The sequence below is a fragment of the Candidatus Accumulibacter sp. ACC003 genome (assembly GCF_907163085.1).
GTDB lineage: Bacteria > Pseudomonadota > Gammaproteobacteria > Burkholderiales > Rhodocyclaceae > Accumulibacter.
In genome coordinates this window covers 368173-392891 of record NZ_CAJQTX010000001.1, presented here as the reverse complement: position 1 = coordinate 392891, position 24719 = coordinate 368173, and the positions used below count along the sequence as shown (strand labels likewise).

The window sequence follows — 24719 nt, the reverse complement described above, 5'->3', positions numbered from 1 at the left end:
GTAGCGACGCGGGGTTGAAAGGTTTTACTCTGAGCCTCCTCCTGTGGTCAAGTTTTTGGCATGCAAAGGCAACCGTTTGTCGTTACTGCGTAACGGACTCTTTGGCCAATCGAAGGCGCTTTTCGTAGTAGTCCGTCTCTCCATTGCGCACCCGCGCCGCGCGCTTCAAAGCGGCGTGGTCAGCCTCCCGAAGCAGGCTTTCAATGACCTCACGTTGTGTTACTGCGTAACACGCCGCCAGGCGCTCCAAGGCACGCTTGGCGTGAAAGTTGACCAGCAGATTCAGCCGCTCGGCCTGGCCGTCGACATCTTTCAAGTGACGAGCGCGATAGTCCGATTGCCGTTGAGCATTACTTTTTGCCATGTTGATGGTCCTGTTGAGCGTTACGCAGTAACGGTTTTGATGGAGTGCTTGCCGCGCCCGCAGCGCAGCAATCGAGGGCGCAGGCGGTGTCGCGCTTTGGGCGCAACGCGTGACGCCGCGCAGAGTTATCCACGGCCGCCCGCCAGGCTGCGCTCCTTCTATAGCAGGCGGGCTGGCGAGCGGCGGTGGGTAACTTGTCGAGCTTGCTGGAGGCCTTGACGCTCTCCGGAACTGACCCGCTCTTGCTCACCAAAGCTGACCCATCAAGCGTGACCCATTGAGCCCTGGTTGAGGTCCGCAGCGGCTCCCCGGAGCCGAACTTCGTAACTCCCCAAGCTTGGTCGACAGGCCACGCCCGTTGGCAACGCGGCAGCGCGCGTCGCTCCGCCTGCCCGACCTTCTGATCGCGCGGTCGAGCCCCTTCGCCAAGCTCGCCGCGTCAGTGCAGTCCGACCGCCGCCAGGTTGCGGTCAGGCCTCGCCAGATCTCCGGCAGCGCGACAGGAAGCCCGGCCAGGCCCATTCTTCCCGCACGACGTCGTGTGGGGAGAAACCGTCATGGAATTCCGACAGTGCGAGGCGTGTCATCAGCCGTTTCGGCCGCGTCCGCAGAACCCCGACCAATGCTTCTGTTCGGCCGCCGCCTGCCAGCGCGAACGGCGACGGCGTTGGCAGGCGGCCAAGCGCCAGAACGATCCCGACTATCGCGATAACCAGAAGCGTGCGCAGAAGGCCTGGGCGGAGCGTCACCCCGACTACTGGCGGGCGTATCGAGAGCAGCATCCGGAGTACGTCGCACGCAATCGGGCTCGGCAGCGGGAACGCGCGCCCACCCCGGCCGGCGTTGCAAAGATGGACGCGTCAAAGCCGGAAATCCCGCTGCGCTCAGGCACTTACCGTTTGTCACCGGTGGTGGACGCGTCGTTTGCAAAGATGGACGCGTGGATGGTCGAAATCACCGTTATTTCAGCCGCTTGCGCCTCGCCCTGAGGCCCCTGCCGCGGCTTGCAAAGAGAGGACTCGATCGCCTTGCGGCGGTCGCCTCGCTAGGCTGGATGCCATAGGAGGTCAAGCGCATGGATCACACGGCCGCTACGGCTCAGACTCTGGATTTGCACCGCCTGGAGTTGCGCTACGCCGAGCTTCGCGTGCTGGATACGGCGGCCATCACGCGTCTGGCCCAGTCGATCGCGGTCAACGGCCAGCTCGTCCCGTGCATCGCGGTCGCCGGCGAGGGCAACTCGGCGATCCTGCTCGACGGCTATCGACGCGTCGCCGCGTTGCGGCAACTCGGCCGGGATACGGCCGAGGTCGAATGCTGGGACGGCGATCCGGTGCAAGGCCTGCTGGGCGTGTTGGCACGAACCCGCAGCCGCGCGTTTGCGCCGATCGAAGAAGCGCTGCTGCTGCGCGAACTGATCGCCAGCGGCCCCCTGAGCCAGCATGAAATCGCCCGCCGCTGCGGCCGCGACGTGAGCTGGGTCAGTCGCCGCCTGCAACTGGTGACGGTCCTCTCGGATGCGGTGTTGACGGCGGTACGCCAGGGAAAGGTCTCGGCCTGGGCGGCGGTGCGGATTCTCGGCCCGTTGGCGCGCGCCAACAGCGCCCACGCCGAACAACTACTGGCCAGCCTGCACACGACGCCGCTGACGACCCGGCAGCTGGCGACCTGGTTCGCGCACTATCAAGGCGCTTCGCGGACGGTGCGCGAGCGGATGGTCGAGGCCCCACAGCTGTTGCTCAATTCGCTGACCGCCAAAGCCGACGAGAAGAGCGCCGAGAGCCTGCGCGAGGGTCCGGAAGGCGAAGTCCTGGCCGACATCCGCATTCTCGACGCGGTAGGCGCCCGTCTGGCTCGGCGGTTATTCGCCCTGGCGCCCTCGCCAGCGGAGCTGCCGCCCGCCGTCACCACCGCGGTCGGCGCTTTGCAATTGGCGCTGGCGTCTCTTCAGTGCCACCTGAGGAAGGTATGCCCCGATGAAATCGCCCGAAATTCATCAAGCCGTGCTGACATTGCATCAGCAAGGTCTGGCGCTGCGCGAGATCAGCCGGCTCTTGAAGCTCTCGCGTAACACCGTTCGCCGTATCCTGCGGTATCCGGCGGCTTCCCCGCCCGATACCGCAGAGGGCGCTCGGCCAGCCGCGTGCCCGGCGCCTGTCGCGTGCCCAGCGCCGGTTCGGCTTTGGCTGGTCTCTGCCTTCGAGCGCGCGCGCGGCAATGGGGTGCGGATCCAGGAGATGCTGGCAGCGGAGCTGGACCTTCGTCCGGGCTACAGCACGCTGACCCGCTGGATCCGCGAAGCCGATCTGCGCACGCCGCCGAAACGCGCCGGCGAGTATTACTTCGCCCCAGGTCAGGAGATGCAGCACGATACCTCGCCACATCGCGTGATCTTGGCCGGCAAGCCGCTGACGGCGCAATGCGCGTCACTGATCCTGGCGTATTCGCGGCGGCTCTTCGTTCAGTACTTTCCGCGTTTCACGCGTTTCGAAGCCAAGCAGTTCCTGCTCGAAGCCGTCCGTTTCATGGCCGGCAGCTGCCCGACCTGCGTCATCGACAATACCAGCGTGATCGTCGTCGCCGGGGCCGGCGACGAGGCCGTGTTTGCGCCCGAGATGGTCGCCCTGGCACGTACGCTGGGCTTCGCTTTCCGCGCGCACGCGGTGAACAAACCTGATCGCAAGGGGAGGATTGAAAGACCTTTTTCCTGGATCGAAGGCAATTTCCTGGCCGGCCGGACGTTTCGCGATTTCGCCGACCTGAACGCGCAGGTGCTGGCCTGGTGCGAGAACGTCGCCAATGCCAAACCGAAGCGCGCTCTGGGGGTGGCGCCGAACGCCGCCTACGCCGTCGAGAGGCCTTGCCTGCAGCCGCTGCCGGCGGTGCTGCCGCCGGTCTATCAAGTCGTCGAGCGGGTGGTCGATCTGCAGGGTTTCGTGTCGCTTGAGACGAATCGCTATTCAGTGCCCGAACGCTGGGTGGGCCAGGCGCTGAGCGTCTATCTGTATGCCACCGAGGTCAGGGTCTGCCGGGGTGATCAACTGCTCGCCGTGCATGCCCGCCTGATCGGCGTGCGCGATACGAAGCAGAAGCTCCCTGGGCATCACCCGACCCCGCAGCCGCGGCCGCGCACGCCGCCGCGCGAGGCGATTTTGCTGCAGGGGCACGATCCACTGCTCGATGCCTACGTCGCCGCGCTGGTCCGGCAGGCGCATGGCCGGGGGGTGCGACCGCTGCGCCGCTTGCTGGACTTCAAGCGGACCTATCCGAAGGAGCCTTTGCTGGCAGCCGTGGCACAGGCGCTGCAGTTCGGTCTGTTCGACATGGGTCGCCTGGAGCACATGATCCTGCAGCAGGTGGCGGGGGATTTCTTCAATCTCGACGATGGAGGTGATGATGCGTGAGCGTTTGAAGGCTTTGCTTGGGCAGATGCGCTGGTCGGGGATGGCGGCGGTGCTCGATGCGGAACTCGATTTGGCCGAGCGCCAGGGGACGCCGGTTCCGGAGGTGCTCTTCCGTCTGCTCGGCGCGGAAGACGCGGCCCGACGTGAGAAGAGTCTGGCTTATCGCCTGAGTCAGGCGCATTTGCCTTGGCCCTGGACCTTGCAGTCGTTTCCTTTTGCGCGGCAGCCGAGCGTGAACAAGGCGCAGGTGATGACGCTGGCCGGACTGGAATTCCTGCGCCGGGGCGAGAACGTGTTGTTGATCGGTCCGCCGGGGACCGGCAAGTCCGGGATCGCGGTGGGACTGCTCCGCGAGGCGTGTCTGAACGGTTATCGCGCGCGCTTCTACAACGCCCAGGCTTTGCTCGACGCCTTGTATGCCTCGCTCGCCGATCGCTCGACGGTGGGCCTGCTCAACCAGTTGTGCCGCATGCCACTGATCGCCATCGATGAGCTGGGCTACCTCAATCTGAAACCGGAACAGGTCAACGCCTTTTTCCGCCTGATGGATCAGCGCTATAGCCTGGGGCTGTCAACGCTGATTTCCACGAATCTCGATCTGCCCGACTGGTACGAGTTGTTTCAGAAGAAGCCGCTCGTCGATGCGCTGCTCGACCGACTGCAGCATCGCTGCATCATCCTGCGCTTGAGCGGACCTTCTCTGCGCAGCGAGCCAGGAAGCGCCCCGACGATCACGGCGGCGGCCTCGGTAGCGGCGGCTAAATGCTCGGCGTCGAGGAACGTCGCCCCAACGGACGAGTCCGCAGCGTCCTGAAGGCGCGGCGGCGTGTGCACTGGCTCGCTCGCCGGCGGCTGAGCTGGTCGCCCGCTCGCGCCCCGACCGTGCGCCGGGAGGGTCACGATGGTCAGTCGCTGAAACGGCGATCGGCGCGAATTCAATACACGCAAACACCCGTCTCCAGGGCAGTAAGCCCGATACTGCCGCGCTTACTGCCACCCCTCAGCCTCGCGCCCCTCCGCTGCGTCAAGGGAGGCTTCGCCAGGCTGCAAAAAGCCGCCGCCTGCCCTTGACCCAGCTCCGAGGCTTCCCTGCCGCACGCGCCAAGCGCATCTGTCAATTTGCGGCACATTAAGGCCAGCGAATCGCGGCGTAATGCGGCCAGGAGAAGTGGCTGTTTTAGCGGTTTCGGACGGGTCGGTTTTACGCCGTTTTTAGGCTTCTTGCAACGTGGCAAGTGGCGACCGGAAGGGTGTCCAGGGGACCGTGGAATAAATGCCGGCTGTTTGGCGTTTATGCCGCGAAAGCCCCTTGACACCCTGGAGGTCGCAGACGCTGATGGCAGTTGCCGGGGAGGGTTTTTATCCCCGGCGGCTGCCTCACGGCGAGTGCGGGGTCTGGGGCAGCGCCCCAGGGTTTGCTCGCCGCTGAGGTCCTAACGCGTGGCGGGAGAAGACGTGGCCACGTCGCGGGCCGTGTTCCGGCCGGGCGGCGTTGCTTCCGGCATAGGGCGCGGTTTGCGCCGGGTCTCGCCATCGAGAATGATCTGATAGGCACGGTCGCACAAACGGTCGAGCGTCGCCGCCCCCATCAACTTGTTGGGAAACGCCGCGCCCCACTCGCCGAAGTGCAAATTGCTCGTCAGCAAGGTGGTTGTGCGCTCGTAACGGGCGTCGATCAGATCGTGGAAATCCTCATCCTGCGGCGAGCGCATGGGACGCAGCCCGAAGTCATCAATGGCCAGGACATCGACGCGTGCCAGCTGACGCAGCTTGCGCTCAAAGGAATCGGTCGCCCGCGCCGCGTGCAGCTGAGCCAGTAGCTTGGCGTGCGAAATGAACAGCACCTCGTGGCCGGCGCGCAGTGCGCAATGGCAGAGCGACTGGACCAGATGAGACTTGCCGGTACCGGTCGGGCCGGCGATCAGCACCGGCGCATGTTCGGTGACGAAACGACAGGTCGCCAGTTCGGCAATCAAGGCGTGATTGACCGACGGACTGTGGCTGCAATCGAAACGTTCCAGAGTCTTGTCGCCGACCACCTGCGCCTTGCGCAGGCGCTGGGTAAACTGACGCTGATCACGACGGGCGACTTCGTCCTCGACCAGCAGCGCCAGGAAGTCGGTGTAAGCCAGCTTGGCCTCGATCGCCTGACGGTTTCTCGCTTCGAGCGAGTCGAGGATGCCGGACAGGCGCAGTTGCTTGAGCAGGGGTTCAAGTTGGAGCATGGGATTCATGAGCGGATTCCAGATAGATAAGGGATGAGCAAGGATCGGCGCGCCGTGCGGCGGCTCAATGCAACAGATCGGAGGACTGGCGGCGGAAGTGGCCGCCACTCAGATAGGGCGCTTCCAGCGTCGGCGCGTCGATCAACTCCGGCTGCTGATCGAGTCCGGTCTTGAGGATCTGCTTGATCGTGCGATAGCTCGGCGTACCAAAGTTCAGCGCGCGGCTACACGCCGCGTCGAGTCGGCCGCGACCGAACTGATCGGCCAGGCGCAGCAAGCCCTGGACGGCGCGCAGCTGGTCGAGCACACGCTTGGCGAACAAGCTCTCGACGACCGCCCGACAGGCCGGCCCGACCGCCGTGGCCTGGGTCAAGCACCACTGCGGATCGCGCATGAAGTAAGCCTGGGCGTCGGGTGGCAGATGATCCTCGACGGTCGACCGCGTACCCGCTTTGAACAGGCGCGGATGGATCGCCACCAGTTCGTGCTCGTGGTAGATGCGTACGACATCCGGCGTGATTTCCAACCACAGCGTCTGGTGGATCAGGCGAAACGGCGCCGAGTAGTGGCAGTACGCATGCTGGACGTGGCCGTTGCCGTGCAGCTTGCCCTTGGCCCAGGTCGGGCACGTTGGCGCAACGGCGGGCAGCGGCTGCAGCAGCGCCTGCTCTGTTTCGTTGAAGCGCATGAGCGGCCGCTCACGCGTACTGCCGTGCAGGCGATTGCCCGCCTCACCCTGAATCCATTCATGCAGTTGTGCATTCGCGTGCACCAGACCATGAAACTCGCGCAGCGGCATGAAGTTGCCTTTCACATATTTGACGCCCGACTCCACACGCCCTTTCTTGGCCGGGTCCGCGACCGGACAGGGGTCGATTACAAAGGCATAGCCGAGCGCGAGTTCGGCGTAGGCGCGCTGTACCGTCGGCTCGTAGTAGCAGGCGCGCGTGATCGCACACTTGGGATTGTCGATCCGCACCTTGCGCGGAACGCCGTTGAACCACTCGAAGGCGTGCCGGTGGCAGGCCAGCCAGGTCTCGACGCTCTGGTTGCGCACCAGCTCGGCGTACTGGTGCCGACTCCACGACAAGGTCATGACGAAGAACCAGGTCTTGAACACCTCGCCGGAATGGCGATCGGTGATCAGCGGTCCCGAACCGAAGTCGACCTGCGCCTGTTCGCCGACGGCAAAGTCGAGCATCACGGTGGCCACCGGGGCCGGGGCGGCTTCGCTGCGCAGAAAGCGATAGACGGCATGCACGCTGCCGCCGTAGCTGTACTGGCGGGCCAGCGCCTGGCGGATGCTGCTCACCGCGATGCCCTGGCGATGCCATTCCAGAACCTTCTCGCGAAAGGGCTCCACCGTAGACAGGTGCGTCGGGTTCTTGCCCGCACCGGCGCTCGTCCCTTTGCCCGCCGTCTGGTAGTACCGTGCGATCGTCGCATCGTCCGGCAGCGGGTTCGTCGCCTCCAGCCAGTTCTGAGCCGCGGCGATGTCTCGCACACGCCCGACTGTGTCGCGCCCCACCCCCTGCGCTCGGGCCACCGCGCGATTGCTTTCGCCTAGTCGCAGGCGTTGAATCATTTGTCGTATTTCGTACATTTCGAACTTCCTGTTAGCCATTGCGCCTGCCCCCGGCAAAATTGCCAGAGGTTACGCAATCGGAAGTCCGAAACCGCCTCTACTTGCCTTCTACGTGGCCTTATTGCGCCGCGATTGCTCTGGCCTCATTGCGCCGCGAGTCCAGTGGCCTCATTACGCCGCCACCGAAATGGCCTTATAGCGGCGCGAATTAACAGCATCCATTTACCCTCAAAAAAATCCCCGTCGGACGGAGCGTGTCGCCGCGCCGCCGCGCCGCCACAAACCCTCATTCGATCACAGCCGGCATCGCGCAGATGACCGACTCCTGCGCATCTCCTGGATCCGTTCCAGTGAGCGAAAAAGGGTCAGGTTTCGTGAGCGTCGAGGTGAGGGGCATGGCGATGCGCACTGAAGCTTCCGGCACCGCGGCAAGCGAGGCCTTACGCGTCCAACTGGCGAGCCTCAAACTGTCGCATCTGGGCGACCACTTTGAATCCCTGGCGCAGCAAGCGGGCGCCGAGCAGTGGTCGCACGTCGAGTATCTGGCGCGCCTGATCGAAGGGGAGGCGCATGCCCGTGAAGATCGCAGCATCCAGCGACGCATCGGGCTGGCTCGATTGCCGGTGCTCAAGACGCTCGATCAGTTCCAGTGGAGTTGGCCGACGAAGATCAACCGGCCGCAGATCCAGAATCTCTTTCGCCTGCGTTTCATCGAGGACAAGGGCAATGTGATCTTCATGGCCAATGTCGGCCTGGGCAAGAGCCATCTCAGTATCGCGCTGGCCCACACCGCGTGTCTGTGTGGCTACCCGGTCCTGTTTACCACGGCGGTCGAGATCATCAACTCGCTTTCCGCCGCGCAGGCGCAGGGTGGCCTCAAGCGCGAGCTGCGCAAGTATCTGCAGCCGCGACTGCTGGTCGTCGACGAGCTCGGCTATCTGCCCATCGACAAGCATGGCGCCGATCTGCTCTTCCAGGTGATCAGCGAACGCTATGAGCGCGGCGCCTTGGTCATCACGACCAATCTCGCCTACAAACATTGGTCGGAAATCTTCAACCACGACAGCACGCTGACCTCAGCGCTCCTCGACCGCCTGCTCCACCATGCCGAAACCGTCATCATCGAGGGCAAGAGCTATCGCATGAAGGACCAGATCGAGCCATGACTGGCACCATTTGCCGGCCGATCTGCGCGCACCTGTCGTTCGCCGGTGCCAATCCGGTCGGCGTTACGCGGTAACGGACGAGCGCTCATGGCGACGACTTCCGCAGAAAGGCAACGAGCCTATCGTGCCAAGCGACCCTGCGCCGGGGAAAACGGCGAACGCCGCTTGCAGGTATGGGTCTCGACCGCGACGGCCCTCGCTCTGGCTCGCTTGGCTCGCCACGCCAGCGTGACGAGACGGGCCTTCCTGGAAAAGCTCATCCTCGACGCCGATCGGATCACCACGCGGGCGATGAGCGACGAGGTCTTCGATCAGTACTTCGCGTTACCGCGTAACAAGCGGTAGTTCGCCGCCAGTCTGGCTGCCGACCGTCGTAGATTTCGGTCGACGGGCGATTGCACGCGTCCGTTAGCCCGTTGCGTTTCGAACCCTTCGGCCAGATCCACCAGGGCGAAACATCCCCTCATCAAGACCACGATCTATAGCTCGAACGACCGGATTGAGCCGCCAATCGTCGCTCTCTCGGCCACTTTACAGGCACGAATTTCAAACCGCCCATTTCCACCGAAATTCACGCCGCCGCGCACAGTCATGGATAGCCTCATGAATAACACCGTCTTGGGAGAACTGTTGGCGCCGGTGGCTCATGCCCTGGCGCAGATACGTGGTGCCAACACGGTGTCGCGCGTATTGAGTATGGCGGATTTTATCGGCCTGGGGGTACTGCGCCACCTGCAAGGCATGCACACGCTGCGCGAACAGGTGCAGTCGCTGCTGCATTGGGAGCCGGGGACGGCGCAACGCGTCCCGCTGGCACGTTCCACCTGGTCGGACGCGCTGTCCTCGCGCCGCCGCCGCGCGGTCTTGCAGGTGGCGACGGCGCCGTTGCTCACCGAGGCCCGGGCGGCGCTGCCGGATCGTCTGGCGCAATTCCCTACCCTGCAAGGACGCCCAGTTTACGCAATGGATGGGACGTATCAGAGCGAAAGCGCCCACTACGGCCGGTGCACGCCCCGCCAGGGCGGCGAGGACAATCCCAAGGGACACGCGCTGCTGAGCTTCTACGACGTGCGCTTGGGCTGTCCGGCCGATGTCTATGTCGATACCCGCAGTCGCCACGAGATAACACTGTTGCGCGACTACGACCAGTCCGAGCAGGCCATGACCCGTCACAAGGATGCCCTGTGGCTGGTCGACCGCGCTTTCATCGACGCGGCGTTCTGGGATAGCCGGAAAAAGCGCTTGGGCGTGACCCTGATCACGCGCATGAAAACCAACCTGTGCATCGATTCTACCGAGCCCTTGCCGGTGGCGGACGTGCCGGCCAACGAAGGCGTGCTCAAGGATCTGCGCATCACCCTGCGCAGTTCCCGGCAAGACTGGCGCTTGATCACCTTCCGCAGCCGGCGTGGGCATCTCGTGGAGTTTTTGACCAACGAGTTCAAGCTCGAACCCGGCCTCATCGCTTTCCTCTACTCGCGCCGCTGGGAGGAGGAGAAGTGTTTTGACACCTGGAAGAACGACTTCAGCCAGGCCAAGGCCTGGGGTGCCAGTGTCGCAGCCATCGAGAATCAGGTCCGCCTGGCGATTGTCACCAGCCTCCTGGTGGCCCTGCTCTTGCACCGTAAAATGGGTCAGCACGGAATCGAGGACAGGAAAGCATTGCGCAAGCAGGACCGGCGCCAGACCTCCGCGACCGACGGAACCGATCGCCCCGACTGGACCACTCCAGTATTCCGCTACACGTCCAAGGTGAGCCGCCAAGTCCTGCGGTTCTTCAAGCACTGTCTTCACAAACCGGCCTCGCAGGCGCTTTATGAGGCCCAGCTGCGGCCATTGTTGTTGGCATACCTGTGAGGAAGCCGGACACCGTTGCCTTATTCGTTAAGCGTAGAAACACTTACTTGAGGAGTCGTGAAGAATTGCCCGGATCGCTGCCATTAGCATCTTCGATAAAAAACCTAGCGTTTCCGCCTAGCCAGCGATCGAATGGCGGTTCCGGACCGACGCGCATATCTATTTTAACTCCGGGAAATCGAACCAACGCAATGTAAGACCAGACGCCATAGTTCCGCGTACCAGGGTCATCTTGAGTAGAACCAGCCAAGTCCGCCAACAAGGAGGAGTCTTTCATCATTGCGCCAGTGAATCGCACCAAACGTTCCAACGCCTCGGTCCCGGAAGCCGACACTTCCCGCCCGGCTCGCCGACGCAACTCGCCGGTAACCATAAGAGGGACGAGCGCAAAGTTATGGTAAGCCAGCGCGCGTCGCCCTCGTTGCAACTCAATCGGTAGAATGCCTTGAGCATCGATAGTCCTGAGTGCAGCCTCGTGAATACGCTCCGACTCCTGCCAGAGTACTTGATCGTCTGTCGCAGCGGCAACAGCTGCAGCGACCAGACCTACCCAAGAAAAGACATTGTTTTGTCCCGCTACTCCGCCATAGCGGGAGGTAACACGCCGCGCCAACGCCGTAAGCCAGACTTCGATATCGGCACGCTCCGCAGGCAACGCTTGCGCCTTCACCCGAAGGTAGGCCAACGCCAAGCCCGCCGTATTCCATATCACCTCCTTGTTGGCCGCCTCGTTCGTGAGCCCGCCGAGAAGGGCCTCCCCAACGGCCCAGCTACGCAATGCGCCCACTGCACAACGCGCTGCGGCACGGTCACCTCTGTCTACATAGCTAGTCGCTTGTGTGGCTGTTTGCTGCATAAACTCATTAATGGGCTTCATCAAAAACTCACGTTCTCGGGAACGTAGCCTATCAATGTTAGCTCTCAGCCCACGTTCGCCGTATATGTTCACGCTTGCGACGTCACGTACGGGAGGGGATGTAGCCGGGCATTCAATTCGAGCAAGAGCAGACGAACACAGTACCGCAAGCGAGCAGGCCAGAACGCGCAGGGACGACATAACGATGGTGTACAAGGGCCTCACAGGCGAATCCAAGAAGTGCGAACCTCGGTCATAGAAAGCCTTGTTTTCAAGGAGTCTAAGTCATGACCCCGAGGGAGACGGAACACCTCGCGTCGTGTACGTCGCTTCTTCCGTTCGAACTCAACTTGAGAAAAACAAATCTGCTTCATCTGGGGAGCAGGGCCTCGGCACTCGCATAGCATGACGTTTCCCTCTGCATCGGTGAAGTGAAAAATCTTTAACATTCATAGGCTTATGACAAGAGCTTGTAAACCCCACTGAAATCAGGTCTACTCTCGTCTTTTGTGCAACCGCAATGAGTGTGACGAAAGGAGCCAGCCTGATGTGCTGCTTGAGGGAAGTAGACGACCCGCGCAAACCCAGCAATGGGACGCTGCATGACTTTGTGGAGATTTTGGTGATTGCCATGGCCGCCGTGCTCTCCGATTGTGACACCGTCGAAGACATCGCCTATTGGGCGTATAAGAAGGAGGACTGGCTGCGTCAGTTTCTGCCGCTCAAGAACGGCGTCCTCTCCGAGAAGACGTTTCTGAGGATCTTCCGAGCGCTGGACCCGAAGCAATTTGAGGTGGCGTTTCGCCCCTGGGTCGCTGAGGTGGTTGGCACCTTGAAAGGCAGCGTTGCCTTTGATGGCAAGACGGTGCGTGGGTCGCGGTAAATGGGCTCTTTGTCGTTTCGTGTGGAACGGGCGCTGGTTTTGGCGGTTTGAGGGGGCGGCGATGTCAAGGGCGGACGCAGTCCGGGCGCAGCCGAACCCTTTACATCGCTGCCCGCTCGCTTACGCTTCCTCCGGGCCGAGGAAGGCAGTCTGCCGCCCTCGGCATGGAGGACAATGGCGGCCTTTCCTCTCGCGGCCGCTTCCTCATGATCGAAACGCTGTTCACCCAGGCTCTGGGCCTCGTTGCTCCTTGGCAGGTAGAAGAAGTCATCTTCAAGCCAGAGTCCGGACGGATCGATTTCCAGGTCCGGTTTGGCGCCGCCATTCATGCTTGCCCGGCTTGCGGTGCGGCGGCGCAGCCGCTCCACGACCGCCTGCCGCGCTCGTGGCGCCATCTGGCTTTTTTCCAGTACGAAGCCAATCTGCATGCCGAGGTGCCGCGCGTGGCCTGTGCCGGTTGCGGCAAGGTGACGCAGATCGCCGTACCCTGGGCGCGTGAAGGCAGTCGCTTCACCCTGCTGTTTGAGGCTTTGACGCTGATGCTGGCGCCGACCATGTCGGTCCTGGCGGCCGGCCGACTGCTGCGCGTGCGCAGTCGCAGGCTGTGGCGCGTGATCAATCATCATGTCGGCAAAGCGCGCGCCCAGGAAAGTCATGCCGGGGTCCGTGCGATCGGCGTCGACGAGACTGCCAGTAAGCGCGGCCAGACGTACATCTCTGTTTTTTATGATCTTGACGAGCAACGCTTGCTGTTTGCGACGGCGGGCCGGGACAAGGGCACGCTCGGGAAGTTCGCCAGCGACCTTACCGAGCATGGTGGCGAGCCGACCGCGATCAGCCATGTCAGCATGGACATGAGCGGCTCGTTCCAGGCCGGCGCCGCCGAGCACTTTCCCGCAGCCGAGGTCTGCTTTGACCGCTTCCACGTCGTTGCTCTGAGCAGCACGGCGCTGGACGAGGTGCGACGGGCAGAGGTCAAGAGCAAACCCGAACTGAAGGGCACCCGCTGGGGCCTGCACAAGAAGCCCGCCGACTGGACCGTCAAACAAACCGAGACCATGCGCTGGTTGCAACGCTCGAACCTCAAGACCGCACGGGCCTGGCGGATCAAGAAGGCGCTGCGCTCCGTCTACGCCACCGCCACGACACCTGACGAGGCCGAGCCCCTGCTCAAGCGCTGGCTCAGCTGGGCCAGCCGCTGCCGACTCGAACCCTTCAAGCGCCTCGGCCGGACGATCACCAAGCATCTTCCTGGCGTACTCAACGGTTTTAACGCCGGCAAACACAACGGCCGCGTCGAAGCGATGAATCGATCCCTCCAGGAGGCGCGCGCACGAGCGCGTGGCTATCGCCGCGTCGAAAACTTCATCGACATGGCCTACCTCATCGCCGGAAAGCTCACTCATTTGCCCGCCTCGCCCTTCGCCCCTTTATTGCCCGTTCCACACGAAACGACCTAAACCCGGTAAATGTCAAGATAGTTGTCGCCTGAGTCCATGCTGCCAATGGCATACTCCTGCTGGTAGTCGCGACAGCGGCGACGACGCCATCCCGTTCCGGGTTGAGCGTCACGGCAACGATGGGCGACCAGTTCCGAGTCTGTTGACTCCAGCGCGCCGGATTCTTCGCACGCGCGGCTTGGTAGAGCAAATGACGGGCCGCCAAGAGTGCCTCGTCATCGCCGGCATGACGTTGCTCTGGAGTGACATAGCGAATGCCGCTAGGGCGGTGCTCCGTGTTGTACCAGCGCACGAAGTCGCTGCCCCAGAGGCGTGCCTGGTCGATGCTCTCGAAACCCCGTGCCGGGAATTCCGGTCGGTTCCACACCAAGCTACATAAACCCCGCGTCAGCCGCTTCTTACGCTCAACCTCCGATTGATAAAAACTGATCGGTTTCATCGCGGGTCTCGCGCAGGATTCAAAAGCGACTTCTCCCACGGCGATATGTTGCGACCACACCAATGTTTTCCTAATGCGCAATTTCAGGAAGCCTCAATTCGGATTGATGAGCACTTTCGTGCCAACGACTGAAATGGTCAATATATGCTTGGCGTGCAGCGGACCCAAGTTCAGACCCCGGACTATTGGTCAACGAGACGCACCTATTCAATGCAATTATAAGCGGGGCCCTGCTCTCAACAAAAGTATCCGAATCAATCTTTAATGCTCTTGCATATAATTCAGCATCTCCTCCGAACCTAACAGCGTCCCACCGCCCAAGACGATTCAACAAGAACTCTCTATTTAAAAAAATAGACGCCAAGCAACGATGCGTGACTCCATCGTACGACCACTGAGAGGCTTTTCTAAAATCTGTTAAATAACAATCTTCATTCATTCTGACATAGCCCCCGATGTGCCCTGGAGACGCAGCTAACCTTACCTGCTTATACTGCAATTCCAATCTGTTTGCAACGGCGAAATCGTCTGCATCAAGGACGGTAACATACTCTCCTAAAGCAACCCTTAACGCCCGATTTCTCGATAGATAAGTGCCAATGTTAGCACTGTTCTGTATTAGGGATATGCGCTTATCGGATTTGGCAAGATCTGAAACAACAATCGCCGTATTATCTGTACTGGCATCGTCGACCACCAACAACTCCCAGTCCGCGAACGACTGATTTACAATTGACAAAATAGACCATCTAATTGTGCTCCCATTATTAAACGCGGGCATTATTATCGAAACTTTTGGCTTTCCATCTGTTGGCAGAAGACCAACCTCCTTCTTGCAAATAGTAGAAACCCAATTCCTAAATGTTGGAATGTCGCCACTTTTCAGATCGACAAAAGAGATTCCTGAGATATTGCGGTAGGTCAAATATTCATTTATAAACCGCAGATATCCTGTCACCGACCCTCTTGCCAAGTAATAATTGGCAAAAGCAACAAGCAGAACCGCCGCTTCCGAAGATCTGGTCTCGAGAAACAAACTGGAAACAGACTCTCTATCTCGAAAAAGGCGCCCTCCGTGCTTAAGCATCGCAGATGGACTCCCGGAGTTCGCGTGCTTCCATCCATGCTCTTCAATGTTCGTTAGCACGCCATGATTAGTAAAATAAAAATAATACTTATCTCCAAATTCTGTTTTGATTCTTCGGAGCACTTCAAAATACTGAACACTGGCAAGCGAAGGATGGCGTCTGGCCGCAAGAACTTCTCTATTGAACACTCTATCCATAGCCTAATTGTTGACCCTAATCAACTCTCTGAACGCCCCGATTACTAAATCTTGATGATGGTCTTTCCCATCCCTGCAACGCTTTAGGACATCAGTCGCGTGTGCTGACAACACTCTTTCAATATAGTCACGGCCCTTGTTTTTTAATAGATAAGAAAAATCATAAAAAAACGACACTTTAAGTTTCATCAACTTATAAACATCTGCTTTAAATGTTTCTGAAACCGCCACCGGCCTATTGTGAACGCAATAGCTATTTACTGACGACATTTCGTATCGCTCGAAAAACCGCAGTACTAGCTCTATATCTTGATGACGCAGATAAGACTCATTAAAACCACCCAAGCCGGAGAAACATGCGCGCTTATAGGTAACAGTGTTAGTGCACATATAATGGGAAGAATAATCCAGAGCAATTACCGAATCGGTCAAATCTCCATTTCTAAATCGCGACTCATCTCTCTCGCCATTCCACTTGCCCTGGTAACCACAGTAACAGGCACCAACCCCATCCAACGAGCCCGCAAGAGCCTTGTTTATCACCGATATTCTATTTGCGTCATACAAATCATCGTCATCCAAAAAAGACACATACTCGCCAGACGATCTGTAAAATCCAGTATTTCGAGCAGCAGATGCATTTCGATTGACTGAGTGATTTATAATCACAACCGAAGCATGCGCATCGCCATGACTATCTGCTTTTGAGAAATCCGAAACAAATTCCCGCATTTTCTCTTCGAAGTCGACATTCAGTGGGTTATCATTTACCAGAATAACTTCCAGATCTTCGAAGTCCTGATTTAAAGCAGACTTAACAGATGGCCAAACCTCTTCCGCTCGTCTAAAGCTAGGGATAATAATGCTGTGCATCCCAGGGCGCGCCTTAACCCCTGCCTCTCTCATAAAACTTACCCCATCAATGACACCAAACTTCAACCGAGCATCGACACTCTCTACTCCCACTATACAGACATCCCGAATGGACTCCTCGGTGATGGATCGATACGACGGCCAGTTAAATATAAAATCGGAAAAAGGAATGCGGTATCGTTCAATTGCTGCTAAAAACTCTTCTTCACTTTCAATTATACTAACAACAGGGCGGTCATCGGCAGGAATAAAAGTGTGCCCTGGGATTATTGGTCTCAATCCATCATTTGTTAGATAGAAGACCCTAATGCAAATATCAATTGCCGGCCGCGGATCGAGAGACCTCAAGCTTGCCAACTTGCTGAAGTCACTTAATATTATCGATACAGTTAACGGCCTAGCAAACCGCTCATAGTTGCTGATATCCCAAGCCATCCGTTTCCCATGGGAAACAATGTCACGACCAGCATCTCTAATATTGCTTTCTGAGACATCTGGAATGACGATTGATGGATCAATAACAAAGCATTCGTTCGGATACAAAGAGTAAACTGCACCAAGGACGCAATTATCATACGTACCGTCATACTCGGATATTAAATCAATGATACATTGGTATATAGATTCATCGTAGACAACCGCAAAGGATCCGCATGTTTTCCCAGGAACTGGCTTATAAAAGCCATTAGCTTCGATGCAACGTGCATTGTCGCCGAACTCCGAAGACGTTCTATTGGAATACTCTGAAGAACCGAGCAACAGCATCTTCCATGGCGGCATTTTTGCTAAAGCATTTTTGAGGCGATTTCCAACATTGCTTACGAAAAAAACATCGTCGTCTAATATAAGAATTCGTTTATATCTTTTACTATTAGCATCCTCGAATATTTTTTTTTGTGATAACAGATAGCCCATTGCCCCTAGCGTTATTGATCTTTTATGACTACGCCTTTGCTCTACCGACAAGTGGGCCGTTGAACGCAAACCATCTGCCAACGGTCGCGTTTTAAAATCCTCATATAACTTGTTAGCCGTTCGGTCAAACTTGGCATCTACACCATCTACTATCTCAAAATGAAGCCCACTTCGATTAAGCTCTCGGGAAATTCTTAAACGCCGATCTTTTCTGCGTTTAAGGTTGCAAACATATATGTTATCAACCCCCAGGCCACTTTTAACTACACGGCCCCAATCGTATGGATCGTCATCCGCGCCACCAAATTCCACCAAAGCGCGTATCATCGAAATATTGTAGTCATAGGCGGATGAATTTGTAGCGAATTTTAGTGCTTCGTATGCTCTGAGAGATTTCTCATAGTCACCAGCCTCGTATAATGCCCACGCCCTTGCCGTTTGTAGCCCGTCCAACATTTTTAACTCCACCATGTATATATAATGTTTTTATTTTGTAATGATGACACCCACGCGCATCTTTTGCCCTAGGCCATTTCGTGTGGAACGGGTGTCAGCATTCTTCGGCCACCATGCACCCGCGCCAACCGAGAGACGCGGCGTCGTAAGCGTTGAGGGCGCTTTCAAGGGCGGGCGTAGCCTAGCGAAGCGAACCTGAGTCCGCAATGCTAATAAGATCAATGCCTTGGGGCTCGTTGCGGCTTTTCGCGGCCAGCGCCAGAACTCGTCCACCGGAGAGGGCTTTCCCACCCCTCGGTGGCGGGCTAGAGGTGGGGCACACGCAGGGATCGGCTCAGGGGTATACGCTTCACCGGGTCCTTTCCACACGAAACGACCTAAACCCGGCAAAGCGCTATACGAATTAGTCACTTTCATATCAAACGAGTCTCAGAAAAATGTCCGTCAGTGCAAAATCACCGCCATAGCGCGCGGCGACGAAAACAGAAGGCGCAGACCGTCTCCAGATATCTTGCCAATCTAAGCCGACTGACTCCTAATAGTTAGCAAACATGCATCTTTTTCCATCGTTTCCTCGATCAAACATCCAATCAGGCCCCAACGTTCAATATCTTTTAGCCAGAGCTGCGCGACTTCTCTCTCATCGTCGCGGATGTAATCGTCAAGCAACACGTCAACCTGCGCGCCAACAAAATGCGAGTGCACCAAGGGTAGCGCAGGGTAACGCGCGTGCTTCCCGGTCGAACCTGGTGGTCCATCAACCATCACGAGCACCCGTAAGCCATCCCGCAGAAAACGCAGCGCAAGTTGAGCGATGACGTCACAGCACGAGTAATAAGAATAGATTTTGCCATTGTCAGCGGCAAAAGGCTCCAGTGGGGAAAGCTCTAATTGCACCGAATCAGCAAAGCCCGCTTTTTGAAGAGCAGATACGGTCTTTCGCTGATACTCATTGAGGTGCTCAAATGCAACCTGCTGCGCCGGAAGCCCGCCTTGACGACGAGCGGCGATCTTGGCGAGAGTTTTGGCGATGAGAACAGTGGACGTACCCGAGCCAAACTCAATTATCAGGTCATAGTCGTTCGTTTCGAGCAACTCAATAAGATAAACAGCAAAATCGGGACTGATTGGCCAACCATGCATATCCGGCGATAAATCGCCGCCGTTCATGTAGCTTTGCAAACTGATGAAGGCTTCGATCTGCTTCGTAGCATTGAGAATTTCCTTCCTGAACGTCCTCTCAAGCGCCTTGCTTAGGTTGGCGACATCGGCACCTTGCTTCTTCATTTGCTCGGCAATGGCAGCGCTTTGTACCTTGAGGTGCTCGCTCATCGTCTGCCGCGACTGACCGATCGATGCAGCCGCCCCCGGCAAGGCGGTATTTGAGCCCACTGCTTGAGGCTCGCATTTCTCACCCAGCAAGCCAAGCTGCGCAAGCTGTTGGCGGATGCGTGCCGGTGTAATCAGCCGAACATCGGCACTTGGTGCGCCCGTTGCTATGGCCATTTCAAAATGGTGTAGCATGCGTGTCGTATCATTTCCCGCTGCGGCGGCGCGACCCAAGCTGTTGTAGACACCGGCAACCATTATCTGGCCAATCAAACGCTTGCCGCATCCCCAGTCTTGTGCCAGATGAAGGAACTGCCGGGCGACATCCGTATCGCCCTGTTGCTGCTGGCCGGCAGCAGCAAGCAAGGCTAGTTTGGCGCGGTCTGGATGATGCTGCAGCATGTTGAAGTCAAGCTTAGCAAGGCTATCCCAGTCGCCAAATTGCCATTGAGTGCGAGCACGTCCCAACAGATTCTCGTCGTATGGGACAAAGTTCGACTCGGTCGGTATCGCACCAAGGCTTTCCGTGAGAGACCCTGCAAGTGGGGGATGATCCAAATGTACGGCCGTGGGTGCAACTAGAGGCGTCGACAACATCTGGTGTCCTGGTCCTTTCCCCCGCTTCTTTCCTTTACTCTTGTTTTTCCGTTCTACTAGCGCTGTCATGTGCTTGCTTGACTTGATCATAAGCCCCCATCGCGCAAGAGCAGATCCTTGATCAGCTCGATTTGGCCTTCAGCCCGAGACATTTCTTCTCTTAGAAGGCACTGGCATGCTTCCATCGCGGTTAGCTTGGCCTCCAGTTGGCCACCGCGCACTTTTTCATCCCGCAGAGATGCCTGTAGCGTGTTCATTTCGGCCTGTTTCGCCTCGATCAGCTTGTTCTGTTCTTCCTGAGACTCTGCCTTCTGTTGAATCTGCACCTGCCGTTCGGCAGCGAGCTTTTCCTGGGCCGCTTTCGCCTCGTTGGCTTGTTCCAGTTGGGCTTTCTGCTCGGTGACTTGCTTGGTCGCCGCGTCGCGAGCCTGAGTGAGCTGCTGAATCTGCACTTGCCGGTCGGCAGCGAGCTTTTCCTGGGCCGCTTTCGCCTGGATGGCTTGTTCCAGTTGGGCCTTCTGCTCGGCGACCTGCTTGGTCGCGGCGTCACGCTCCTGCTGCAGCTTGTCTAGTTGAGCCTGACGCTCGCCGGTCAGCTTGGCCTGCTCGTCCCGCGCCTGGGTGAGCTGCTGAATCTGCACCTGCCGTTCGCCAGCGAGCTTCTCCTGGGCCGCTTTCGCCTGGTTGGCTTGCTCTAGTTGGGCTTTCTGCTCGGTGACTTGCTTGGTCGCCGCGTCGCGAGCCTGAGTGAGCTGCTGAATCTGCACTTGCCGGTCGGCAGCGAGCTTTTCCTGGGCCGCTTTCGCCTGGATGGCTTGTTCCAGTTGGGCCTTCTGCTCGGCGACCTGCTTGGTCGCGGCGTCACGCTCCTGCTGCAGCTTGTCTAGTTGAGCCTGACGCTCGCCGGTCAGCTTGGCCTGCTCGTCCCGCGCCTGGGTGAGCTGCTGAATCTGCACCTGCCGTTCGCCAGCGAGCTTCTCCTGGGCCGCTTTCGCCTGGTTGGCTTGTTCCAGTTGGGCCTTCTGCTCGGCGACCTGCTTGGTCGCGGCGTCACGCTCCTGCTGCAGCTTGTCTAGTTGAGCCTGACGCTCGCCGGTCAGCTTGGCCTGCTCGTCCCGCGCCTGGGTGAGCTGCTGAATCTGCACCTGCCGTTCGCCAGCGAGCTTCTCCTGGGCCGCTTTCGCCTGGTTGGCTTGTTCCAGTTGGGCCTTCTGCTCGGCGACCTGCTTGGTCGCGGCGTCACGCTCCTGCTGCAGCTTGTCTAGTTGAGCCTGACGCTCGCCGGTCAGCTTGGCCTGCTCGTCCCGCGCCTGGGTGAGCTGCTGAATCTGCACCTGCCGTTCGCCAGCGAGCTTCTCCTGGGCCGCTTTCGCCTGGTTGGCTTGCTCTAGTTGGGCTTTCTGCTCGGTGACTTGCTTGGTCGCCGCGTCGCGAGCCTGAGTGAGCTGCTGAATCTGCACTTGCCGGTCGGCAGCGAGCTTTTCCTGGGCCGCTTTCGCCTGGATGGCTTGTTCCAGTTGGGCCTTCTGCTCGGCGACCTGCTTGGTCGCGGCGTCACGCTCCTGCTGCAGCTTGTCTAGTTGAGCCTGACGCTCGCCGGTCAGCTTGGCCTGCTCGTCCCGCGCCTGGGTGAGCTGCTGAATCTGCACCTGCCGTTCGCCAGCGAGCTTCTCCTGGGCCGCTTTCGCCTGGTTGGCTTGTTCCAGTTGGGCCTTCTGCTCGGCGACCTGCTTGGTCGCGGCGTCACGCTCCTGCTGCAGCTTGTCTAGTTGAGCCTGACGCTCGCCGGTCAGCTTGGCCTGCTCGTCCCGCGCCTGGGTGAGCTGCTGAATCTGCACCTGCCGTTCGCCAGCGAGCTTCTCCTGGGCCGCTTTCGCCTGGTTGGCTTGTTCCAGTTGGGCCTTCTGCTCGGCGACCTGCTTGGTCGCGGCGTCACGCTCCTGCTGCAGCTTGTCTAGTTGAGCCTGACGCTCGCCGGTCAGCTTGGCCTGCTCGTCCCGCGCCTGGGTGAGCTGCTGAATCTGCACCTGCCGTTCGGCAGCGAGCTTTTCCTGGGCCGCTTTCGCCTGGTTGACTTGTTCCAGTTGGGCCTTCTGCTCGGCGAGCGCCACTGCTTGCTCATCGTTGTTCTGGTCTAACTGCTTCAACTGCGCCTCTAAACCGGCCAACTGTTGCCCCATCGCTAGGTTGGCGACTTGCAAGGTATTGCGCTGAAGTGTCCAGCACGGGTACTCGTGCTCCTGGCTGTCATCTTCCGACAATAAGTCGTAGCCATGTTCGCCCAACCACCGCACTATGCGTGTTGCGGGCTCAGCGCCTTCGTAAAGGGGCTCACGGCCACAACGCAGTTGCACTTGGCTAAACAGTTGCAATTGTGTCGCTTCCCACAACGCCCGCAAAACGGGCAGCTCTTCGCTGGGCAGGTCAATAACGAGCAGATTGTTCTCTTGAACCGTCAACTGCAGCGGTTCGAGCAAGATAGCGGGAGCAACCGCTTCAATCGGAATTTCGTCCAGAGGTTTCAGCCCCGGCAAGAGCTGCAATAGGCCAGTGGCCGGGTGAAGGCTGCTGGTTTCGGGCAGACTGTAACGATGAAGAACGGCCGGGCCTGCGATGCCAGCAACGGCATTGCATATCACCTCCACATTGGGCAGATCAGCCGTCCGCACCCGCAAGGCTGCGGCGACTAGCGCGTCAGCCTCAACCAAGACGATCCTTTTCGGCTGTAAGAGCAGATAGGCATCAAGTTCGCTACATTGGCCAGAGCCAAGATGCACAACGGCATCAACCACCTGATGCGTCTCCCACTCCGATGCGGTTGATCCATTTTCCACGCGGTTCATAAGAGCTTGATTTTCTAGCCGCATGCTTGCCTTCCTTCCGAAATGCCGAATTCGATGTAGTGGAGGAGCGGGTTAACGCCAGCTGCAGCGACGTCCGGATTGGATTGAAGATAGTACATAGTGTCAAACCTAGGAGATGGATTGCGACCTTCGCCAGCGCCAAAGCGGAGATAGTGTTCTGCGGGATCAACCCTGGCGGAGGCAACATCGGGATATTCCGACAGATACCACCTCTGGTCAAACAGCCCGGATTGATTGAGCACCTCAACCTGTCTGCGAAGCTTCTCTTTCCCTCTGTCCGCACGCTTGAACGGTTGGACAAGTGTACGTATGAGTTTTTGGTTTGTCCACGCAGTGGCATTCTTCTCCTGCGCTTTTAGTTGTGCCTCGGGTGCTCGCTCGGTGGCGCCCTCCGCTTCTGAGGACTTCTCCTCGGATACCGGGTTTTGAAGAGTCAGAGTTTCCTGATATTTTAGGAAGTAGAACTCAAGCTCTTCCTGAACTTGATGAAGTTGTATGAGGAGCAATTCCTTCTCTCCCAGAAGTTGCTTCCCATTCGTTTCAAGCGACTGATTACTCCCTTCCAGTTCTTCACGAGCGTTCTCGAGCTCTACCATCCGCGCCTGGACCTTCTGCAACTCCACACCCGTCGCCGTTTGTGCCTGCCCAAGCTGTTGCTTCTCCAAGAATACCTTCTCGAGTTCTTCCTGTACCTCGTGCAATTGCCTGATCAGTAGATCATTCTCTTCCAGAATTTTTCGGTTGTCGGCTTCCAGCGACTGCTTGCTAACTTCCCCCTCTTGCCGAGCATTCTCAACCAGCACCATCCGCACATGGGCCTTCTGCAACTCCACACCCGTCGCCGTTTGTTCTTGGCCAAGCTGTTGATTCTCCAAGAATACCTTCTCGAGCTCTTCCTGAACCTCGTGCAATTGCCTGATCAGTAGATCATTCTCTTCCAGAATTTTTCGGTTGTCGGCTTCCAGCGCCTGCTTGCTAACCTCCCCCTCTTGCCGAGCATTCTCGACCAGCACCATCCGCGCATGGGCTTTCTGCAATTCCACGCCCGTCGCCGCTTGCGCCTGCCCCAGCTGTTGCTTCTCCAAGAATACCCTCTCTAGTTCTTCCTGCACCTCATGCAGTTGTCTGAGCAGAAGACCATTATCTTCAAGCACTTCCCGCCTGCTCAAATCCAGCGCCAGATTGGAGCCTTCCAGTTCTTCACAAGCCTGCTCCAACTGCATCGCGCGGGCTTTGAACGCCTCCAACTGCGCGCAGATCCCTTTATGGATCCCCTCGACCGTTTTATTCTCCAACGCCAAGCGCTCAAAATCGCTATACACATGGTGCAATTCCGACCGAAGCTGTTGACGATCTTGCCGCGTCTGAAAATAGCATTTTAGCAAATCGTCTAGGGCCACTTCTGAGGCTTGAGGCAGCAGGTCTCCTAATGGCTGCGCTCTCGCGTCCAACTCAATTTCCAGAGCACTTATGAAGCGATTGCCAGCGATTAAACGCTGTGCCAGAAAACGCTCCGTCTCTCGGACCGCCGACACTTCCCGGCTTAGTAACTCCGTCGAGGCGCTCAGAGAAAGCCCGATTGTTCGAGCGATATCGACCAACCTATGTGGGTTCTCGTTAGCCGCCTCAGCACTCAGCAGGAAAGCGCGCTGACGATAACGGCGCTGAAAGCGGATCAAATGACGAGTGTTGGCCTCCCAGTCCTTAATAAAACGGATTGGATCAATGCCGCACATCAAAGCCTGTGCCAGGGCTGTCTCAGCTCGCGTAAAAAACAGCAGGAACTGCGCGTCCGGAAAGCGGGCGACCCAGAAGTCGAGCAGCCACGGGCAGCGGTTGACTACTAGGCGCTCTGAGTCGGATTGATCGTCCGTCAGCAGCGATGCAAGCTCTTCCTGCATTGCCATATCCGGCTGCAGGGACTGCCGTAATTGCAGCGGATCCTCGACCCTACTGGATGCCAATAGTCGATCCTGCCACACGGAAACAGCATCGACCGCAGCTTCGAGCCCGGCGTCGATCAAAGTGGGAACAACCAGTTCCCAACCGGTGCAAGGACAACCTGTAGCGATTACCAGCTTCATGTGTATCTGATCCCGTTATTGGCAACAACACCACGTCGTGCGACGACGGCCGATGCAACACGTTCGTTTTCCGATTC

17 protein-coding genes and 2 pseudogenes are annotated in these 24719 nt (G+C 58.5%); 9 read left to right on the top strand and 10 right to left on the bottom strand.

The annotated features are described in order from the left end of the window. Positions 1 to 82: 82 nt before the first annotated feature. On the bottom strand, positions 83 to 364 hold the full coding sequence (locus tag QZ656_RS01755; RefSeq protein WP_291991763.1) for a hypothetical protein: 282 nt from the start codon (positions 362 to 364) through the stop codon (positions 83 to 85). A gap of 557 nt (positions 365 to 921) precedes the next feature. Between QZ656_RS01755 and QZ656_RS01750 the strand changes: the two genes are divergently transcribed. The 4 genes from QZ656_RS01750 (at position 922) to istB (QZ656_RS01735) (ending at position 4582) form a co-directional block, all read left to right on the top strand. Continuing rightward, the gene (locus tag QZ656_RS01750; protein ID WP_291991690.1) at positions 922 to 1353 is read left to right on the top strand and encodes a hypothetical protein; all 432 of its coding nucleotides are present in this window, start codon (positions 922 to 924) and stop codon (positions 1351 to 1353) included. 86 nt (positions 1354 to 1439) lie between these two features. Continuing rightward, positions 1440 to 2435, top strand: a complete 996-nt coding sequence (locus QZ656_RS01745; RefSeq protein WP_291991762.1) for a ParB/RepB/Spo0J family partition protein — start codon at positions 1440 to 1442, stop codon at positions 2433 to 2435. Then, positions 2341 to 3768: an IS21 family transposase gene (gene istA / locus QZ656_RS01740; protein WP_291991761.1), complete on the top strand. Its 1428-nt coding sequence runs from the start codon at positions 2341 to 2343 to the stop codon at positions 3766 to 3768. Before QZ656_RS01745 ends, istA (QZ656_RS01740) begins: the two co-directional genes overlap by 95 nt. Beyond that, positions 3761 to 4582, top strand: coding sequence for an IS21-like element helper ATPase IstB (gene istB, locus QZ656_RS01735; RefSeq protein ID WP_291991760.1), 822 nt, complete (start codon positions 3761 to 3763; stop codon positions 4580 to 4582). The genes istA (QZ656_RS01740) and istB (QZ656_RS01735) overlap by 8 nt, the downstream gene beginning before the upstream one ends. 619 nt (positions 4583 to 5201) lie before the next feature. Here istB (QZ656_RS01735) and istB (QZ656_RS01730) read toward each other — a convergent pair. Together istB (QZ656_RS01730) and istA (QZ656_RS01725) are read right to left on the bottom strand one after the other, a co-directional pair. Beyond that, positions 5202 to 6002 (bottom strand): IS21-like element helper ATPase IstB, encoded by an 801-nt coding sequence (istB, locus tag QZ656_RS01730; protein ID WP_291991759.1) that lies wholly within the window; start codon positions 6000 to 6002, stop codon positions 5202 to 5204. A gap of 55 nt (positions 6003 to 6057) precedes the next feature. Further along, positions 6058 to 7596 carry an IS21 family transposase gene (gene istA, locus QZ656_RS01725; protein ID WP_291991758.1) on the bottom strand — a complete coding sequence of 513 codons (1539 nt, stop codon included), beginning with the start codon at positions 7594 to 7596 and terminating at the stop codon, positions 6058 to 6060. A gap of 383 nt (positions 7597 to 7979) precedes the next feature. On the opposite strand from istA (QZ656_RS01725), the gene istB (QZ656_RS01720) reads away from it, so the two are divergent. The 3 genes from istB (QZ656_RS01720) to QZ656_RS01710 all read left to right on the top strand — a co-directional run bounded on the left by istB (QZ656_RS01720) (position 7980) and on the right by QZ656_RS01710 (position 10601). Continuing rightward, positions 7980 to 8744 (top strand): IS21-like element helper ATPase IstB, encoded by a 765-nt coding sequence (istB, locus tag QZ656_RS01720; RefSeq protein ID WP_291992107.1) that lies wholly within the window; start codon positions 7980 to 7982, stop codon positions 8742 to 8744. Between the two features lie 87 nt (positions 8745 to 8831). Next, positions 8832 to 9089: a hypothetical protein gene (locus QZ656_RS01715; RefSeq protein ID WP_291991757.1), complete on the top strand. Its 258-nt coding sequence runs from the start codon at positions 8832 to 8834 to the stop codon at positions 9087 to 9089. A 258-nt stretch (positions 9090 to 9347) separates the two neighbouring features. Then, positions 9348 to 10601 carry a transposase gene (locus tag QZ656_RS01710; protein WP_291991756.1) on the top strand — a complete coding sequence of 418 codons (1254 nt, stop codon included), beginning with the start codon at positions 9348 to 9350 and terminating at the stop codon, positions 10599 to 10601. Positions 10602 to 10644: 43 nt separating this feature from the next. Here QZ656_RS01710 and QZ656_RS01705 read toward each other — a convergent pair whose 3' ends face one another. Further along, positions 10645 to 11478, bottom strand: a complete 834-nt coding sequence (locus QZ656_RS01705; RefSeq protein ID WP_291991755.1) for an alginate lyase family protein — start codon at positions 11476 to 11478, stop codon at positions 10645 to 10647. 526 nt (positions 11479 to 12004) lie between these two features. Here QZ656_RS01705 and QZ656_RS01700 point away from each other — a divergent pair. Together QZ656_RS01700 and QZ656_RS01695 are read left to right on the top strand one after the other, a co-directional pair. Further along, positions 12005 to 12334: pseudogene (locus tag QZ656_RS01700) on the top strand (ISAs1 family transposase); the annotation flags it as partial. 212 nt (positions 12335 to 12546) lie between these two features. Further along, positions 12547 to 13800 (top strand): ISL3 family transposase, encoded by a 1254-nt coding sequence (locus QZ656_RS01695; protein ID WP_291991754.1) that lies wholly within the window; start codon positions 12547 to 12549, stop codon positions 13798 to 13800. A gap of 88 nt (positions 13801 to 13888) precedes the next feature. Here the strand turns inward: QZ656_RS01695 and QZ656_RS01690 are convergent. The 6 genes and pseudogenes from QZ656_RS01690 to QZ656_RS01665 form a co-directional block, all read right to left on the bottom strand. Continuing rightward, positions 13889 to 14155, bottom strand: a pseudogene (locus tag QZ656_RS01690) (IS3 family transposase); the annotation flags it as partial. A 154-nt stretch (positions 14156 to 14309) separates the two neighbouring features. Next, positions 14310 to 15515: a glycosyltransferase family A protein gene (locus QZ656_RS01685; protein WP_291991753.1), complete on the bottom strand. Its 1206-nt coding sequence runs from the start codon at positions 15513 to 15515 to the stop codon at positions 14310 to 14312. A 12-nt stretch (positions 15516 to 15527) separates the two neighbouring features. Continuing rightward, positions 15528 to 17768, bottom strand: a complete 2241-nt coding sequence (locus tag QZ656_RS01680; protein ID WP_291991752.1) for a glycosyltransferase — start codon at positions 17766 to 17768, stop codon at positions 15528 to 15530. 519 nt (positions 17769 to 18287) lie between these two features. Continuing rightward, positions 18288 to 19565: a methyltransferase FkbM gene (locus QZ656_RS01675; RefSeq protein WP_291991751.1), complete on the bottom strand. Its 1278-nt coding sequence runs from the start codon at positions 19563 to 19565 to the stop codon at positions 18288 to 18290. A 215-nt stretch (positions 19566 to 19780) separates the two neighbouring features. Then, positions 19781 to 22561, bottom strand: a complete 2781-nt coding sequence (locus QZ656_RS01670) for a hypothetical protein (protein ID WP_291991750.1) — start codon at positions 22559 to 22561, stop codon at positions 19781 to 19783. Further along, entirely contained in the window at positions 22552 to 24642 is a 2091-nt protein-coding gene (locus QZ656_RS01665; RefSeq protein ID WP_291991749.1) for a hypothetical protein, read from the bottom strand. The genes QZ656_RS01670 and QZ656_RS01665 overlap by 10 nt, the downstream gene beginning before the upstream one ends. Positions 24643 to 24719 lie beyond the last annotated feature (77 nt).

What these genes read in the sequence shown, in the direction of transcription:
- QZ656_RS01755 (WP_291991763.1), bottom strand. Translation starts at nt 364, where the DNA reads ATGGCAAAAAGTAATGCTCAACGGCAATCGGACTATCGCGCTCGTCAC.
- QZ656_RS01750 (WP_291991690.1), top strand. Translation starts at nt 922, where the DNA reads ATGGAATTCCGACAGTGCGAGGCGTGTCATCAGCCGTTTCGGCCGCGT.
- QZ656_RS01745 (WP_291991762.1), top strand. Translation starts at nt 1,440, where the DNA reads ATGGATCACACGGCCGCTACGGCTCAGACTCTGGATTTGCACCGCCTG.
- istA (WP_291991761.1), top strand. Translation starts at nt 2,341, where the DNA reads ATGAAATCGCCCGAAATTCATCAAGCCGTGCTGACATTGCATCAGCAA.
- istB (WP_291991760.1), top strand. Translation starts at nt 3,761, where the DNA reads ATGCGTGAGCGTTTGAAGGCTTTGCTTGGGCAGATGCGCTGGTCGGGG.
- istB (WP_291991759.1), bottom strand. Translation starts at nt 6,002, where the DNA reads ATGAATCCCATGCTCCAACTTGAACCCCTGCTCAAGCAACTGCGCCTG.
- istA (WP_291991758.1), bottom strand. Translation starts at nt 7,596, where the DNA reads ATGTACGAAATACGACAAATGATTCAACGCCTGCGACTAGGCGAAAGC.
- istB (WP_291992107.1), top strand. Translation starts at nt 7,980, where the DNA reads ATGCGCACTGAAGCTTCCGGCACCGCGGCAAGCGAGGCCTTACGCGTC.
- QZ656_RS01715 (WP_291991757.1), top strand. Translation starts at nt 8,832, where the DNA reads ATGGCGACGACTTCCGCAGAAAGGCAACGAGCCTATCGTGCCAAGCGA.
- QZ656_RS01710 (WP_291991756.1), top strand. Translation starts at nt 9,348, where the DNA reads ATGAATAACACCGTCTTGGGAGAACTGTTGGCGCCGGTGGCTCATGCC.
- QZ656_RS01705 (WP_291991755.1), bottom strand. Translation starts at nt 11,478, where the DNA reads ATGAAGCCCATTAATGAGTTTATGCAGCAAACAGCCACACAAGCGACT.
- QZ656_RS01695 (WP_291991754.1), top strand. Translation starts at nt 12,547, where the DNA reads ATGATCGAAACGCTGTTCACCCAGGCTCTGGGCCTCGTTGCTCCTTGG.
- QZ656_RS01680 (WP_291991752.1), bottom strand. Translation starts at nt 17,768, where the DNA reads ATGTTGGACGGGCTACAAACGGCAAGGGCGTGGGCATTATACGAGGCT.
- QZ656_RS01670 (WP_291991750.1), bottom strand. Translation starts at nt 22,561, where the DNA reads ATGCGGCTAGAAAATCAAGCTCTTATGAACCGCGTGGAAAATGGATCA.
- QZ656_RS01665 (WP_291991749.1), bottom strand. Translation starts at nt 24,642, where the DNA reads ATGAAGCTGGTAATCGCTACAGGTTGTCCTTGCACCGGTTGGGAACTG.